Source organism: Psychrobacillus sp. FSL W7-1457 (assembly GCF_038593405.1).
GTDB lineage: Bacteria > Bacillota > Bacilli > Bacillales_A > Planococcaceae > Psychrobacillus.
This window is the reverse complement of the sequence record NZ_CP151993.1, coordinates 2,972,169-2,986,048: the sequence shown is the minus strand read 5'-3', so window position 1 is coordinate 2,986,048 and position 13,880 is coordinate 2,972,169. Positions and strand designations below refer to the sequence as shown.

General features: G+C 37.8%; 16 protein-coding genes. 13 read left to right on the top strand and 3 right to left on the bottom strand.

The features are described from left to right. The first annotated feature begins 18 nt into the window (after window positions 1-18). The 5 genes from NSQ95_RS14595 to NSQ95_RS14575 all read left to right on the top strand — a co-directional run bounded on the left by NSQ95_RS14595 (window position 19) and on the right by NSQ95_RS14575 (window position 3,884). The gene (locus NSQ95_RS14595) at window positions 19-501 is read left to right on the top strand and encodes an NUDIX hydrolase (protein WP_340882528.1); all 483 of its coding nucleotides are present in this window, start codon (window positions 19-21) and stop codon (window positions 499-501) included. Between the two features lie 189 nt (window positions 502-690). Beyond that, entirely contained in the window at window positions 691-1,332 is a 642-nt protein-coding gene (locus NSQ95_RS14590) for a class I SAM-dependent methyltransferase (RefSeq protein WP_340882530.1), read from the top strand. 13 nt (window positions 1,333-1,345) lie between these two features. Then, on the top strand, window positions 1,346-1,816 hold the full coding sequence (locus tag NSQ95_RS14585; protein WP_340882531.1) for an S-ribosylhomocysteine lyase: 471 nt from the start codon (window positions 1,346-1,348) through the stop codon (window positions 1,814-1,816). Continuing rightward, the gene (locus NSQ95_RS14580; protein ID WP_340882532.1) at window positions 1,817-2,746 is read left to right on the top strand and encodes a cysteine synthase family protein; all 930 of its coding nucleotides are present in this window, start codon (window positions 1,817-1,819) and stop codon (window positions 2,744-2,746) included. Window positions 2,747-2,750: 4 nt separating this feature from the next. Further along, window positions 2,751-3,884, top strand: coding sequence for a bifunctional cystathionine gamma-lyase/homocysteine desulfhydrase (locus tag NSQ95_RS14575; protein WP_342559863.1), 1,134 nt, complete (start codon window positions 2,751-2,753; stop codon window positions 3,882-3,884). Window positions 3,885-4,085: 201 nt separating this feature from the next. Here the strand turns inward: NSQ95_RS14575 and NSQ95_RS14570 are convergent, their stop codons facing one another. Continuing rightward, on the bottom strand, window positions 4,086-4,595 hold the full coding sequence (locus NSQ95_RS14570; protein ID WP_342559862.1) for a helicase: 510 nt from the start codon (window positions 4,593-4,595) through the stop codon (window positions 4,086-4,088). 479 nt (window positions 4,596-5,074) lie between these two features. Here NSQ95_RS14570 and NSQ95_RS14565 point away from each other — a divergent pair, with 479 nt between their 5' ends. Continuing rightward, complete coding sequence (locus NSQ95_RS14565; RefSeq protein WP_340882537.1) at window positions 5,075-5,827, top strand: SDR family oxidoreductase; 753 nt, start codon at window positions 5,075-5,077, stop codon at window positions 5,825-5,827. 175 nt (window positions 5,828-6,002) lie between these two features. Here the strand turns inward: NSQ95_RS14565 and NSQ95_RS14560 are convergent, their stop codons facing one another. Then, complete coding sequence (locus NSQ95_RS14560) at window positions 6,003-6,251, bottom strand: hypothetical protein (RefSeq protein WP_340882539.1); 249 nt, start codon at window positions 6,249-6,251, stop codon at window positions 6,003-6,005. 154 nt (window positions 6,252-6,405) lie between these two features. On the opposite strand from NSQ95_RS14560, the gene NSQ95_RS14555 reads away from it, so the two are divergent. Further along, entirely contained in the window at window positions 6,406-7,254 is an 849-nt protein-coding gene (locus NSQ95_RS14555) for a DUF2268 domain-containing putative Zn-dependent protease (protein ID WP_340882541.1), read from the top strand. A 7-nt stretch (window positions 7,255-7,261) separates the two neighbouring features. On the opposite strand, the gene NSQ95_RS14550 is transcribed toward NSQ95_RS14555, so the two are convergent. Then, on the bottom strand, window positions 7,262-7,966 hold the full coding sequence (locus NSQ95_RS14550; RefSeq protein ID WP_340882547.1) for a class I SAM-dependent methyltransferase: 705 nt from the start codon (window positions 7,964-7,966) through the stop codon (window positions 7,262-7,264). Window positions 7,967-8,096: 130 nt separating this feature from the next. Between NSQ95_RS14550 and NSQ95_RS14545 the strand changes: the two genes are divergently transcribed. The 6 genes from NSQ95_RS14545 to NSQ95_RS14520 all read left to right on the top strand — a co-directional run bounded on the left by NSQ95_RS14545 (window position 8,097) and on the right by NSQ95_RS14520 (window position 13,046). Further along, on the top strand, window positions 8,097-8,645 hold the full coding sequence (locus NSQ95_RS14545) for a GNAT family protein (RefSeq protein ID WP_340882549.1): 549 nt from the start codon (window positions 8,097-8,099) through the stop codon (window positions 8,643-8,645). A gap of 10 nt (window positions 8,646-8,655) precedes the next feature. Then, complete coding sequence (locus tag NSQ95_RS14540) at window positions 8,656-9,060, top strand: hypothetical protein (protein WP_169360236.1); 405 nt, start codon at window positions 8,656-8,658, stop codon at window positions 9,058-9,060. A 435-nt stretch (window positions 9,061-9,495) separates the two neighbouring features. Continuing rightward, on the top strand, window positions 9,496-10,809 hold the full coding sequence (locus tag NSQ95_RS14535; RefSeq protein WP_340882553.1) for an aspartate aminotransferase family protein: 1,314 nt from the start codon (window positions 9,496-9,498) through the stop codon (window positions 10,807-10,809). An 18-nt stretch (window positions 10,810-10,827) separates the two neighbouring features. Continuing rightward, window positions 10,828-11,628, top strand: a complete 801-nt coding sequence (locus NSQ95_RS14530) for a transporter substrate-binding domain-containing protein (protein ID WP_342559861.1) — start codon at window positions 10,828-10,830, stop codon at window positions 11,626-11,628. Window positions 11,629-11,674: 46 nt separating this feature from the next. After that, window positions 11,675-12,331: an amino acid ABC transporter permease gene (locus NSQ95_RS14525; protein WP_169360233.1), complete on the top strand. Its 657-nt coding sequence runs from the start codon at window positions 11,675-11,677 to the stop codon at window positions 12,329-12,331. Further along, entirely contained in the window at window positions 12,324-13,046 is a 723-nt protein-coding gene (locus NSQ95_RS14520; RefSeq protein WP_169360232.1) for an amino acid ABC transporter ATP-binding protein, read from the top strand. Before NSQ95_RS14525 ends, NSQ95_RS14520 begins: the two co-directional genes overlap by 8 nt. The last annotated feature ends 834 nt before the right edge of the window (window positions 13,047-13,880 follow it).

Below are 13,880 nucleotides of genomic sequence, written 5' to 3'. Positions count from 1 at the left end.
AATAAAGGGGGAAGATATATGAAAATGCCAACTCATATCGCTGCAGCAGGGGGTATCGTAGAAAATGAAGAGGGAAAAATTCTTTTAGTGAAAACAGAGCATGGCGGGTGGGTTTACCCAGGGGGTCAAATAGAGGTGGGAGAAAATCTGATTGATGGTTTAACGCGAGAAATAAAAGAAGAAAGCGGGATTGACGTAGAGGTATCCTATTTAATAGGGGTTTATTCAAATACCGGTATGCATAAATGGTACGATGGCATTACGGACGTCCCTACTAAAGTAATGTTTGATTTTGTTTGTAAACCGATTGGTGGGGAGCTATGTACTTCTGAGGAGACTTCTGAAGTACTATGGGTACCAAAGGATGATGTACTTAGCATGATCACGGCTGATGCAATCAGGAAGAGATATCAAGTCTATTTGGAATTTGAGGGTAAAGTAGTGTATCAGGAATACGTAACTAATCCTTCATTTGAATTAAAATTAAACAGAACCATATAAACCAAATGAGATATAAACAGGAGCTAGCCTTAAAGGGTTTGCTCCTTTTTTGTTTTTTACCTTCCAGAAAGGGTAATAAAAAAATAGTAACATCTTCCTTTTATTAGTCTGCTGAATATGATATAACTAAAAGTGTTAATTCAAAGTAAACAACTTGGTTTAATACACTTCATAAAAGGGGTTAGACGAATGGGTAGAGAATTTGTAAATATTTTTGATGGATGGGCAGAGTCATATGATGCATCTGTGTCAGGAAAAGACCCAGAATATCGTGATGTTTTTGAAGGCTATGATTCTATTTTAAATGAAGTAGTTAATCGAGTTTCCGGTACTTCTATAATAGAGTTTGGTACAGGGACGGGTAATTTAACAGCACTGTTAGTGGAAAAAGATTTAAGTGTAATTGGCTTCGAGCCAAATGAAAAAATGAGAGAAATGACGGCAAAACGATTTCCGGATAAGGAAATTCTAGACGGTGATTTACTTCAATTTGAAATTGGAGAGGGAAAAATAGATACAATTGTTAGTTCCTTTGTATTTCATCATCTAACGGATGAGGAAAAAGGAAAGGCTCTAAAGCTGTATTCCGAACTTCTCGAACATAACGGCAAGATAGTATTTGCGGATACTGCATTTATCACAGAGGAAGCAAAGCTAGATCAGATTAAAAAAGAAAGAGCTAGAAACTTTCACAACGTAGCAGACGATTTAGAAAGAGAATACTATACAACGATTCCAATTCTAACGGAATTATTCGAGGAAGCAGGATTTCAAGCTCATTTCTCGAAGATGAATGATTATGTCTGGATTATGGACGCAACGAAAAAATAAGGAGCGATTTATAATGAAAAAAATGAACGTAGAAAGCTTTAACCTTGATCACACAAAAGTAGCAGCACCATTTATACGCCTAGCAGGAACAAAAGAAGGAAAACATGGCGATGAAATATACAAATATGATATTAGATTTAAACAACCAAACAAAGAACATATGGATATGCCAGGGTTACACTCTCTGGAGCACTTAATGGCTGAAAATATTCGTAACCATACGGATCAAGTCGTAGATTTAAGTCCAATGGGCTGCCAAACTGGTTTTTACTTATCAGTCATAAATCATGAGGATTATGATGAGATTCTTGTCATTCTTGAAAAGACGTTAGAGGATGTACTGCAAGCAACGGAGGTACCGGCTTGTAATGAGGTACAGTGCGGGTGGGCAGCTAGCCATAGTTTAGAGGGAGCAAAAGAAATTGCTTCTGAAATGCTTTCTAAAAAAGATGAATGGCGACAAATTTATAAAGAGGAAGCATAAATGAATATTTTTAATAGCGTGCAAGAACTGATAGGAAATACACCCGTAATAGAAATAAATAATATATCTATTCCTAACAATTGCCGCATATTTGCAAAGCTTGAATACCTAAACCCAGGTGGTAGCGTGAAGGATCGTCTTGGTCTAGCGTTAATCGAGGATGCAGAGAAATCCGGTAAGCTTACTCCTGGTGGGACAATCATAGAGCCTACAGCAGGGAATACCGGAATTGGTGTTGCACTCGCAGCAATTGGGAAGGGGTATAAGGTTAAGTTTGTAGTTCCTCAAAAGTTTAGTCTCGAGAAGCAGACCCTTATGCGCGCACTGGGTGCCGAGGTCATAAATACGGACACAGCATTAGGTATGCAAGGGGCTATCAAGAAAGCGCAGGAGCTAGTGAAAGGCACACCAGGTGCTTTTTCGCCCTCCCAATTTTCTAACCCTGCTAACCCGAAAACTTATGAGCATACACTTGGTCCAGAGCTATGGAGAGATTTAGAGGGACAAATTGACGTGTTTGTAGCTGGAGCTGGCTCGGGTGGAACCTTTATGGGCACGTCCACCTTTTTAAAGGAACGTAATAAAAAAATTAAAACAGTAATCGTAGAGCCTGTAGGTTCCATTTTAAATGGTGGAGAAGCTGGCTCTCATGCAACCGAAGGAATAGGCATGGAATTTTTACCAGAGTTTATGGACTCATCTTATTTCAATGCAATTCATACCGTTAGTGATGAGAAAGCCTTTGCAGAGTTGCGTAGACTCTCAGAAAAAGAAGGCTTACTGGTGGGAAGCTCCTCAGGTGCTGCATTTTACGCAGCAATGAAGGAAGCAGAGGTCGCATTAGAGGGAAGTCATATCGTTACCATCTTTCCGGACTCTAGTGAACGCTATTTGAGCCAGAAGGTATATGAATTATTCAAGGAGGAATAAATAAATGCGCGCAAAAACAAAGCTTATTCATGCAGGAATCGTTGGAGATGAAGCAACAGGTGCCGTATCAACACCGATTTACCAGGTGAGTACGTATAGGCAAGAAGCCGTTGGTAAATTTAAAGGCTATGAATATTCACGAACGGGTAACCCGACTCGTCATGCATTAGAAGTTTTAATCAGTGATTTAGAGGGTGGAGTAGCAGGCTTTGCCTTTTCTTCAGGAATGGCTGCGACAAGCTCAATCATGATGCTCTTCAGTAAGGGGGACCATGTCCTATTAACTGACGATGTTTATGGTGGAACGTTCCGAGTGATTTCTAAAGTATTGAATCGCTTTGGAATCGATTCTACATTTGTCGATACAGGGAATCTTTCTAATGTCGAGGCAGCTATTCAAGAAAATACAAAGGCTATTTTCTTGGAGACTCCAACAAATCCTTTATTGAAGGTAACAGACATAGAAGCTATAGCAAAATATGCAAAGGGAAAAGGGCTCTTAACTATTGTGGATAACACATTTATGACTCCTTATTTCCAGCAGCCAATCGCACTTGGTGCAGATATCGTTGTGCATAGTGCCACAAAGTATTTAGGAGGCCACAGTGACGTAGTAGCAGGTCTTGCAGTGGTTAATTCCGAGAAGCTAGCGAGTGAGCTGCATTTTGTTCAAAACTCCGTCGGTGCTGTGCTCGGACCTCAGGATTCCTGGCTGCTGATGCGAGGCATTAAAACACTAGGCTTACGTATGGAAGAGCATAATGAAAGTGCCCAACGAATAGCAGAGTTTTTAAATGATCACGATGCAGTCGGAAAAGTATTTTATCCAGGCCTCTCTTCTCATCCAGGCCATGACCTGATGCAAAAACAAGCTACAGGATTTGGAGGAATGATCTCCTTTGACGTTGGAAGTGCAGAAAAAGCAGATGAGCTGTTGGCGAAGCTAAAATACTTTACTCTTGCGGAAAGCTTAGGAGCTGTAGAAAGCTTAATCTCCGTACCTGCCCGTATGACTCACGCCTCTATTCCGAGTGAACGAAGAGCAGAATTAGGTATTACCGATGGATTAGTTCGCATTTCTGTAGGCATCGAGGATGTAGAGGACTTAATAGAAGATTTAGAGCAAGCCCTGGCTTAGAAAAAGCAGGAGGTAAGTGATCCAATCCTAAAAAAAACAATCTACCGGTGATAAAACCTCGTGAACGGTGATAAAACCAGGCGAACGGTGATAAATCTCCACGAACGGTGATAAAACCGTATGAACGGTGATAAAGCACATTCAGTATGCAGATTGTTTAATAAATTTTTAGAGACCCCTTTACTACTAGGGGGTCTCTTTTTATTGGTAACAAAAGATAAGGTGATCCTTACTATTCCAAACATGTAAATCATCTGCGATGTATCCGCGTAACCATAATACTCCGTCGATGTTTCTAAGGTAAAAGCCTTTAGGAAAATCATCGTCTTCACTGACTATTTCTGACGCTACTGTGAGAGAGCCAGAGGGAGCTTGTTGCGGGACTTGAATCTTTGTATGTCCTTCAGGTTGGTCTAGATACTCTAACCTTAGGTAAGGACCTACCTCAAGTGGACAGAGATTTAAACCTACTTCGCTCGCTCGTTTAAATATTTGAGGCATTGTGGCTCCTTCTCGGAAACCAAGTTCTCTGACGGTTAGTGTAACCGTAGTAACACTGTACTTATTTTTAGAAGGAGAGAATTTATCAGCAGATAGTAGTTTTTCTGCGTATTCATTCAGCCTAATAGAATGGTTTTCGAGTTTCTGAATAAGCTGAAATTTTGTTAGTCCACCAATCTCTAGCGTTCTAGTAATAGCTGAGTCAGCCAAATCTAGTATCCCTCCTTAAGAACAGTGAAATTTCTTTTATTCTAACATCGTAGCTTTATTTTCTTTCTTCGTTTTCTAATTCCTTTTCAATTTCTAGATCACTTAATGGTACTAGCTCATCTTTTGTTCAGAACCTTTTAATGATAATTTTACCGACCTCTGATTTATCCATGGCATCCCTCACTGCTGTATAAATGACTACGTACAAAATGATTAAACCAAGAATCCATAGCAATATTTCCAACTACTTCCACCCCCCATAAAAGTCTTTTATAAAGATTTTAAATAATCGCCTAAAATTTAAATAAAAAACTAAATATTCCATCTATTAACTATATATGAATGTTGAGTTGAATGTAACAAATGTGTGGAATTTAAAAGTATTTATTCTAATTTTTTCTATTGCGAAATAATGTTTTATTCCAATAACAAAGGGAATTATTAAAGATAGACAGGTGTAGAAGAAAGGAGCAATTTAAATGAATACAACAAAAACAGCAATTATTACAGGTGGAGGTGGCGGCCTAGGAAGAGCGGCTGCATTAAAATTAGCTGAGTCAGGCATCAACATTAGTATTATCGATGTTTCGGAAGAGCAAGGAAATGAAACGGTTCGTTTGGTAGAAGAAAAAGGAGCTAAGGCCATCTTTATCAAAGCCGATGTAACGAAGGCTGAAGAGGTTAAAAAGTATGTAGAAAAAACAGTGGAAACCTTCGGAACAGTGGATATGTTCTTTAACAATGCAGGTATCTCTGGGCCAGGTAAAAAATTCTTGGACAATTCGATTGAACAGATCGACCTCGTCGTAGATATAAACCTTCGAGGGGCTTTATATGGATTATACTATGTTTTACCTGAAATGATTAAGAATGGTGGAGGTAGTATAGTTAATACTTCGTCTACAGCGGGATTAGTAGGCCAGGATGGAGTTGTGAGCTACTCGGCAACGAAGCATGGTATCGTTGGAATTACGAAATCCATAGCAGCAGAATATGCAAACCAAGGTATTCAGATTAACGCAGTGGCACCAGGATCAACGGAAACTCCTATGGTGAAACAATATAGAGATGCGAATCCTGAGCTGTTTAAAACGGTCTCTGCGGGTATTCCACAACGTCGCTTAGGACAACCAGAGGAAGTTGCAGAATTAGTGGCGTTCCTGTTGACGAGTGAGGCAAAATATATAAATGGTGCTGTTGTACCAATTGATGGAGGATTTACTGCTGTCTAGGTAACTTATTTAGACAATTGCATACTATAACATTAAGGCATACCACTTTTGTGGTGTGCTTTTTATATAAGTAGTTGAGAGCTTGTTAGGTAAGCATAGAACTATCCTAGTCTGACAAAAATGAAAAAAGGAATAGGTCCGAGCCTATTCCCATTAGAAATGCAAACGAGAAGTATTACCAGAAAAAGGCACCAGCTAACGCAATACCAGTTATCGCACCTAATGCAATACCAACACCAAAGCCTGGTCCGAAGCCCCAGAAACCAAATCCATATCCTCCAAGGTTTTTCTCAGGACGAATCCATACCATGTTTTGATCTACTTTAGTAATTCTTCCTACATGTACTTTTCCTTGTTTATCCGTGATTCGTACTCTTTGTCCATGATATTTACAGCATAAATTATAAACTTGTGCTTGACTCATTTTTTGTCCCCCTCTCTCAAAAAATTACATACAAGTATGTTTTATAACATATGCCGTATGAAAATTTTCACGGTAGACAATCGTCTATGCACTATAGACATAAGTTTTTTAGAAAATCGAACATACGAAAGAATAAAGAGAAAAGGATGAGATATTGGCTGTCATTAGAACCTCTAAATGGTTATATCAATTTATAGAAGCATGCGAGAAGAAAGATGGGAAGGAAATCTATCTTCGGCAAGGGGAAATCCTATGTGAACCCCTAATGGAGGTCTTCCCGAATGAAACTAGAGAGGCTGTACACTATGAGCTTTTACAATACGGATTATTTGAGCCAAATGAATGGGAAGGCTTATCAGAAACTGTAGGAGAGCTAGAAAAAAGGAAGGTTTGGGAATTAGTAAACAACGAATACAAACGGTTACGAAAGCGGTGGGGTGGTCCAAAGGTACCGATTTATATATTCCCAATAAAATTAAAAGGATCAAGTCAGACAAGAGAGCCTTTACCTGTTAAAAATGGTGTTGCTTATAAAAAAGCGTTATTTTTATTTTTATCGAAGGACCTTTCAGAAGAAGAGATAAAGGCGACCTTAGTACATGAATATAATCACGTATGCAGATTAAATTTCTTAGATCTTACCCCTTCCCAAACAATGTTGGCAGACTCTTTGATTATAGAAGGCTTGGGAGAGTATGCTGTAAAAGAGGAATGCGGGGAAAAGCTGCTAGCCCCATGGATAGCGCTTTATCCTTACGCGGATGCTACCGAGATATGGAAGCACCGTTTCGTACCATCCCTAGGGTTAGAAGGTGTAAAAAATCATCAGCTATTTTTATTTGGTCGTCCTAGAAGCTATTTTCCAAAGTGGATAGGCTACAATATAGGCTATCAAATAGTCGATACTTACGTAAAAAATCATGGGCCGTTTCCAAAGGGCGAATTATATCACAAACCAACTAAGGAAATTATAGATGGATCTGATTTTGCTCCAAAGCCTTAATCTTTGTTTATAACTGACATTTAAAAATTCTATAGCCTATCATGTTTCCAAAATCAGTTAAAAATTGATTATGCTCATCCCAGACGTCATATAGTGTCATGTCAATATAACTGGATGGATTCATGTCTTCAATTTCTACTGGGTTCATATCGGCTGGGTTTTCTAATATCTCTATATGTGAAAAACCAGCTTTTTTTAAAATTTCTTTCCACTCTTCCTCATCAATCAGCTGTTGAATCCCATAAAGCTCCAACACTTTATGTTTTACTTCCTCAGAAGCATTAGAAGCTCCCGTCATTTCAATCAACAGTAGCTTTCCGTCCTTTTTTAATAGACGAGCAGCCTCACTTAAAGCTAGTGCAATATCCGTAAATACAAGGACCGATTCAGAAATAATAATGTCAAATGAGTCGCTTTCTAATGGTAGACACGTAATATCTCCTTCGATTAGGTGAATGTCAGCCTCCAATGGTTTAAACCTTTCTCTCGCCTTCTCAATCATAACCGGATGATTATCGACAGCAGTTACCTTGCAACCATATGTTGTAGCTAAGAAAGCGGAGGTCTTTCCAGTTCCGCAGCCTATATCTAATACTGACTGAGCTGCCTGAATTTTTTCTTTCCCTAATATAAATTGAGTTAATCCAAATCCCCCTGGATGCGCACTTCCAATCCCAAAATAAGACAGTAAATCTAGGTATTTATTTGACATGAAGCAACCTCCTAAATTAGTTACAATATCATATGCACAAAAAGACTAATCTGCTAGGTTGATTAAAGGGAAAACAGTAGGTTAAAGAGAATAAATAAAGAAAGAGTAATAGAAATAGGAGATTTCTAAAATGGAGAATGGACTAGGAAATAGCACCATATACTTAACTGAAATGACAGATGACTATCTGATAGATATTCATTCGTATGCATCAAAAGAAGAGGCTTGTAAATACCAGCCATGGGGACCAAATAGTTTCGAGGACACTAAAGTTTATTTAGAGGAAGTTTTAGCAGAGGCCAAGAAGGAAAAAAGAAATAGGTACGTGTTTGCAGTTATTGATAAAGAAAGCTGCAAAATGATAGGAGCAGGTGAGCTATTTCATATAGACCTATCTAACAAAAGTGGAGAAATAGGCTATATAATACATCCAGATTTTTGGGGAAAGGGTATAGCTACTCAAGCTGCCAATATTTTAATTGATTATGGATTTAATGAACTAAAACTTAATCGTATATATGCCACCTGTGACGCAAGAAATAGTGCGTCTGAAAGGGTCTTAAAGAAAGCAGGTATGAAGAAAGAAGGACTGCTAAGAGAGAATATCCTATTAGACGATGGGTGGAGAAATTCACTTCTTTACAGCATGTTGAATCGTGAATGGAATACAAAATCATAGGGGGAATATGATGGCAGATCTATTTCAAACGTCAATTGAACAATTTTCAAAAGCACACGATGACTTCATTGAGGCATGGAACGTAGCGATGTATTCAGGGGATACTGCAGGTCTTGAAATCATGACTAATAATTACTATGTTACTTTTTTTAATAGTCATGTGGAAAGACCAGAATTCTTTGACCGTCCCGAAGCTATACAGGGAATGAGAGAGTCAGTGGAAGCGTTGCAGGGCGCAAAGAAAAGATTTGAGCATCGTATTATTAGACAACGTGATCCTAACAGATTCGTTGTATTTTATGAAATGATTATTGAAAAGAACGGACAAGAGTTGACTCGATTCTTTACAATAGAGGATTGGGAAGAGAGAAATGGGCAATGGTTATTGAACAGAGAAGTTACTGAGCATATTTAAGGTATGAGGCTTGCAGCCCCGAAAAATTTTTGGGGCTTTTTTGTCTACTTCATAGCCGTAGTTTCTCCGCTACGTCTGACACTTTCCTTGGGGCACGTGGCCTGAGCCAGTAGTCTTTCCCACGCGCCTGTCCCCTAGATTAGCTGCGAACCACTAATGTTTCCCTCTATATAAAGTAAATCTCTGTACTATTTCAAGTGCCTGAAACTAGGTTGATTATGTATCCGCCTCATCTTTTTTTCTTAGAGTGATGCCAAATTCATTAAATTGAAAATTCGAGAAATTTAAACTTTTAATTTCCCTTAATTACCTATTGTATAATTATACATAAAGGCATATATTATATAAATATTAGAAAAATCCATTAGCTAGGAATAAAACAGATTACAAAATTAATAGCTATCTGATAGTGGATGAAAAGTAAGGGTGAATAAGATGGATAACTGGCTAAATTTATATAATAATATGGGAGATTTTTTAGCACCGAGTATGGCAAAGGATCATCCTAATATTCCAATAGTAAAAGAGGAAGGCTGCTACTATTTTGGAGCGGATGGAAAGAAATATTTAGACTTTACTTCAGGTATTGCCGTTACAAATACTGGACACCGTCATCCCAAAGTAGTTCAGAGTATTAAAGATGCTGCGGATCAATTAGTTCATGGGCCTTCAGGAGTTATTATGTACGAATCGATTCTACAGCTTTCCAAAAATCTTGGGGAAGTGTTACCAGGAGATTTAGACTGTTTCTTTTTCGCCAATAGTGGGACAGAGGCTATCGAGGGAGCATTAAAGCTAGCCAAGTTTGTAACAGAGAGACCGTATGTTGTTTCATTTACGGGCTGCTTTCACGGTCGCTCACTTGGTGCATTAAGCGTAACAACGTCTAAAAGTAAGTATCGAAAATTTTTGCAGCCATCTCATTTATCCTACCAGATTCCTTATGCAGACGCGAAGAGCTGTCCAGAGGGAATGGATCCAGAAGTATATTGTGTAGAGCAGCTAGATAAAGACTTTAAGAGACTCTTTAAGCACCAGGTAACTCCAGAAGAGGTCGCTTGCGTTATTTTAGAGCCAGTACTAGGTGAGGGTGGCTACATTATCCCTCCTAAATCATGGGTGAAGAGAATTCGAGAAATTTGCGATGAGCATGGAATCTTATTAATATTTGATGAGGTTCAAACTGGTTTCGGACGAACAGGAGAATGGTTTGCTGCACAATATTTCGAAGTTACTCCCGATATTATGGCCATTGCAAAGGGAATTGCGTCTGGTTTACCTTTAAGTGCAACCGTTGCTTCTAAGGAATTAATGAAGAAGTGGCCATTAGGAATGCATGGGACAACATTCGGTGGAAATCCCATTGCTTGTTCAGTTGCCTTAACTACACTAGAAATTTTCCATGAAGAGAACCTAGTAGAAAACTCTAAAGTTGTAGGAGCATATGCAACTGAAAAGCTAAACGTGCTAAGAGAGAAATATCCAATCATTAGCGATGTCCGTTCTGTCGGTTTAATGATCGGTATCGAAATCTCTAATATAGAAACTGGAGAGCCAGATGGACAAGCTGTTATGAAAATTCTTGACTATGCACTAGAGGAAGGCGTGCTCTTCTATCTTTGTGGAAACGTTGGAGAAGTTATCCGTATGATTCCTCCATTAACGGTAACAAAGGAACAAATTGATGATGGCTTAAAAATGCTTGAAAAAGCAATTATTCGATATACAAACGAAATAAAAATAAAATAGATAAAGGGGTAAAACATTATGAAAAACAAGTTATTTCTAATCATGCTTACAATGATTATTGCTTTACTAGCTGCTTGTGGAACTAAAGACGATGCGAAAGAGGATGCAGGATCGGGTTCTGCACCTTCTGAGGAATTACCAGTATTAAAAATGGGGACTTCAGCTGACTATCCACCATTTGAATTTATCGATCCAACAAAGAGCGAAGAGATTATTGGCTTTGATATTGACCTATCCAATTTAATCGCTGAAAAACTTGGATATAAGATTGAAGTAGAAAACATTGATTTCAACGGATTAATCCCAGCGATACAAGCAGGTAAATTAGACTTCGTATTAGCAGGAATGTCACCAACAGAAGAACGCGATGAAGTTGTAGATTTTTCTATTCCTTACAACGAAACAGTACAAATGGTAGTGACTAAAAAAGACAGTGGCATTAAAACAGTGGAAGACTTAGCTGGTAAAACAGTTGGAGTTCAAATCTCATCTGTTCAAGAAGAGCTAGCAAATGAATTAGCAGAAACAGTAGACATGAAAGTGGAGAGCCGTAACTTAATCCCAGAGGTTATTCAAGAGCTAATGACAAAGCGTTTTGATGCAGCTGTTATAGAAGATGTAGTAGCTGAAAATTATACACAGCGTAACAAAGATTTAAATTACTTCCCAATAGTAGTAGAAGAAATAGATACTAAAGCAGCAGTTTTCCCTGAAGGCAGTGAGCTTAAAGAGAAGTTTGATAAAGCTATTAATGAGTTAATTGAAGAAGGAAAAATTGACGAGCTTAGAGAAAAATGGTTTGTAGTAGAAGCAGAATAATATAGATAAAAAATATAATAGTTTGAATAGAAAGGAGGGTAACGATATGTTAGATTTTTCTGCAGTCGTTCCCTCTATTCCTTATATTGCAAAAGGAATAGGTGTTACACTTCAAATAGTTGTGGGAGCCACAATTTTAGGTTTAATTTTAGGGATTTTGTTAGCTCTATGTAAAATAGGGAAAATAACTGTATTACGTCTATTAGCAGATTTTTATACATCTATTTTCAGAGGAACTCCCCTTGTATTACAATTAATGATTATTTACTATGCGATTCCTCAGCTTTTTGATATTACGGTAGATCCAATGCCAGCGGCAATTATAGCATTTGGATTAAATTCAGGTGCCTATATCTCTGAAATTATTCGTGGTGGGATTAATGCTGTTGATAAGGGGCAGTTAGAGGCTTCTTTAGCTTTGGGTATACCTTATTCGAAGATGATGAAGGATATTATTCTTCCTCAAGCGATGAAAAATATCATGCCTTCCCTTATGAATGAATTTATCACATTAACGAAGGAATCAGCGATTGTAACAGTAATTGGTGCACTAGACATTATGCGCCGTGCATACGTCGTGGGTGGATCTTCTTATCGTTACTTAGAGGCATTAATGATTGCCGGAGTGATGTACTATATCCTTACACTTATTTTATCATTCCTTGGCAAAAAGCTAGAAAAGAGGATGAGTAGAAGTGATTAAAGTAGAAAAATTATATAAATCATTTGGAAAAAATGAAGTCTTAAAAAATATATCCACTGAAATTAAGGAACAGGAAGTAATCGCTATAATAGGTCCTTCTGGTTCAGGGAAGTCAACCTTTTTACGTTGCTTGAATTTACTGGAGGAGCCTACTAGTGGTGTGATTAGTATAGGCAATGATGTTGTAACAGATAAAAAAACTAATATTATGAAGGTACGTGAAAATGTAGGAATGGTATTTCAACATTTTTATTTATTTCCTCACAAAACGGTTTTAGAAAATCTAACGTATGCACCAATGAATGTTCAAGGAAAATCAAAGGAAGAGGCAATAGCTGTTGCAGATGACCTCTTACATAAAGTCGGACTCTTTGAGAAGCGTTCGGAATATCCAAATCGTTTATCAGGCGGTCAAAAGCAGCGTGTAGCAATTGCCCGTGCGTTAGCAATGAATCCTTCTGTTATGTTGTTCGATGAGCCAACTTCGGCCTTAGACCCAGAGATGGTAAAAGAGGTTCTAGCTGTTATGAAGGACTTAGCAGAATCAGGTATGACAATGGTCATCGTGACACATGAGATGAACTTCGCAAAAGAAGTAGCAGACCGTATTTTATTTTTGGATGGTGGAGTTTTAGTCGAAGACACCCCTCCTGTCGAATTCTTTAGCTCTCCAAAGTCAGAGCGTGCAAAAGAGTTTTTAGAAAAGGTTTTATAAGGATTTAAGAAATAATAAAAGCAAAGCAGACTACAGCAAGCTCAAAACATTGGGCTTGCTTTTTTGTTGTTAATTGTAAGGGTAAGAAGGGGAGGACTATTTGTATTTAAGTTAATAATTCCTACCTTTAAAGAAAAACACGAACAAATTAAAAGATAATCATAAAGGTTAAATGCTTTTTTAATAGTAAAGGAGAATTGATTTCCGCTCTAGTCGGACACTTTCCGCGGGGGAGCGATAAGCCATCACCCATCGCTTACGCGCGTGGTCGTGATGTCTTATCTGTCTCCCTCCTCCCGCTACAATCAATATAAAGAAATTGTTCGTATTAGAATGGTAAATTGCTATTTATAAAATTTATTCAAGAGTTTAAAAATAAAAGAAGTATGATGACAGCAAGCTCAAAACTTTGGCTTGCTGTTTTTGTTGTTAATAGTGGTTGTTATAAAACGGCAAGATTTAAAATCATTCATTGCAGATTTTCTATCATCCGTATGCATTTTTAAATAACCTCTAAAAACTATAAAAGCTGGTAGTCCCCAAATAATTATAATTGAAAAAAGCGAATCATTATCTATATTAATGATCCATCCATCCCTTCTAATGCTGAGCAATTTACTCACAAACTGAACTATTAGTTTAAGTGTAAAACTTCAAATACATTGGCATCTTACAAATATTGACTCTTTAACTTTTACAAAGCCTTTGGTCTGGATAAAGCAAACCAGACTAAATAAGGATAGTTATAAAGAAAGGATTTTTACTAGCTTTGTAGAATTAAAGAGGGTGATGAAATGTGAAAGCAAACAATACTCAATTTCATGAGGGTTTACT

Bases quoted from the DNA above. Each gene is read 5' to 3' on its own strand.
- NSQ95_RS14595 (WP_340882528.1), top strand. From the start codon at position 19: ATGAAAATGCCAACTCATATCGCTGCAGCAGGGGGTATCGTAGAAAAT.
- NSQ95_RS14590 (WP_340882530.1), top strand. From the start codon at position 691: ATGGGTAGAGAATTTGTAAATATTTTTGATGGATGGGCAGAGTCATAT.
- NSQ95_RS14585 (WP_340882531.1), top strand. From the start codon at position 1,346: ATGAAAAAAATGAACGTAGAAAGCTTTAACCTTGATCACACAAAAGTA.
- NSQ95_RS14580 (WP_340882532.1), top strand. From the start codon at position 1,817: ATGAATATTTTTAATAGCGTGCAAGAACTGATAGGAAATACACCCGTA.
- NSQ95_RS14575 (WP_342559863.1), top strand. From the start codon at position 2,751: ATGCGCGCAAAAACAAAGCTTATTCATGCAGGAATCGTTGGAGATGAA.
- NSQ95_RS14565 (WP_340882537.1), top strand. From the start codon at position 5,075: ATGAATACAACAAAAACAGCAATTATTACAGGTGGAGGTGGCGGCCTA.
- NSQ95_RS14560 (WP_340882539.1), bottom strand. From the start codon at position 6,251: ATGAGTCAAGCACAAGTTTATAATTTATGCTGTAAATATCATGGACAA.
- NSQ95_RS14550 (WP_340882547.1), bottom strand. From the start codon at position 7,966: ATGTCAAATAAATACCTAGATTTACTGTCTTATTTTGGGATTGGAAGT.
- NSQ95_RS14545 (WP_340882549.1), top strand. From the start codon at position 8,097: ATGGAGAATGGACTAGGAAATAGCACCATATACTTAACTGAAATGACA.
- NSQ95_RS14540 (WP_169360236.1), top strand. From the start codon at position 8,656: ATGGCAGATCTATTTCAAACGTCAATTGAACAATTTTCAAAAGCACAC.
- NSQ95_RS14535 (WP_340882553.1), top strand. From the start codon at position 9,496: ATGGATAACTGGCTAAATTTATATAATAATATGGGAGATTTTTTAGCA.
- NSQ95_RS14530 (WP_342559861.1), top strand. From the start codon at position 10,828: ATGAAAAACAAGTTATTTCTAATCATGCTTACAATGATTATTGCTTTA.
- NSQ95_RS14525 (WP_169360233.1), top strand. From the start codon at position 11,675: ATGTTAGATTTTTCTGCAGTCGTTCCCTCTATTCCTTATATTGCAAAA.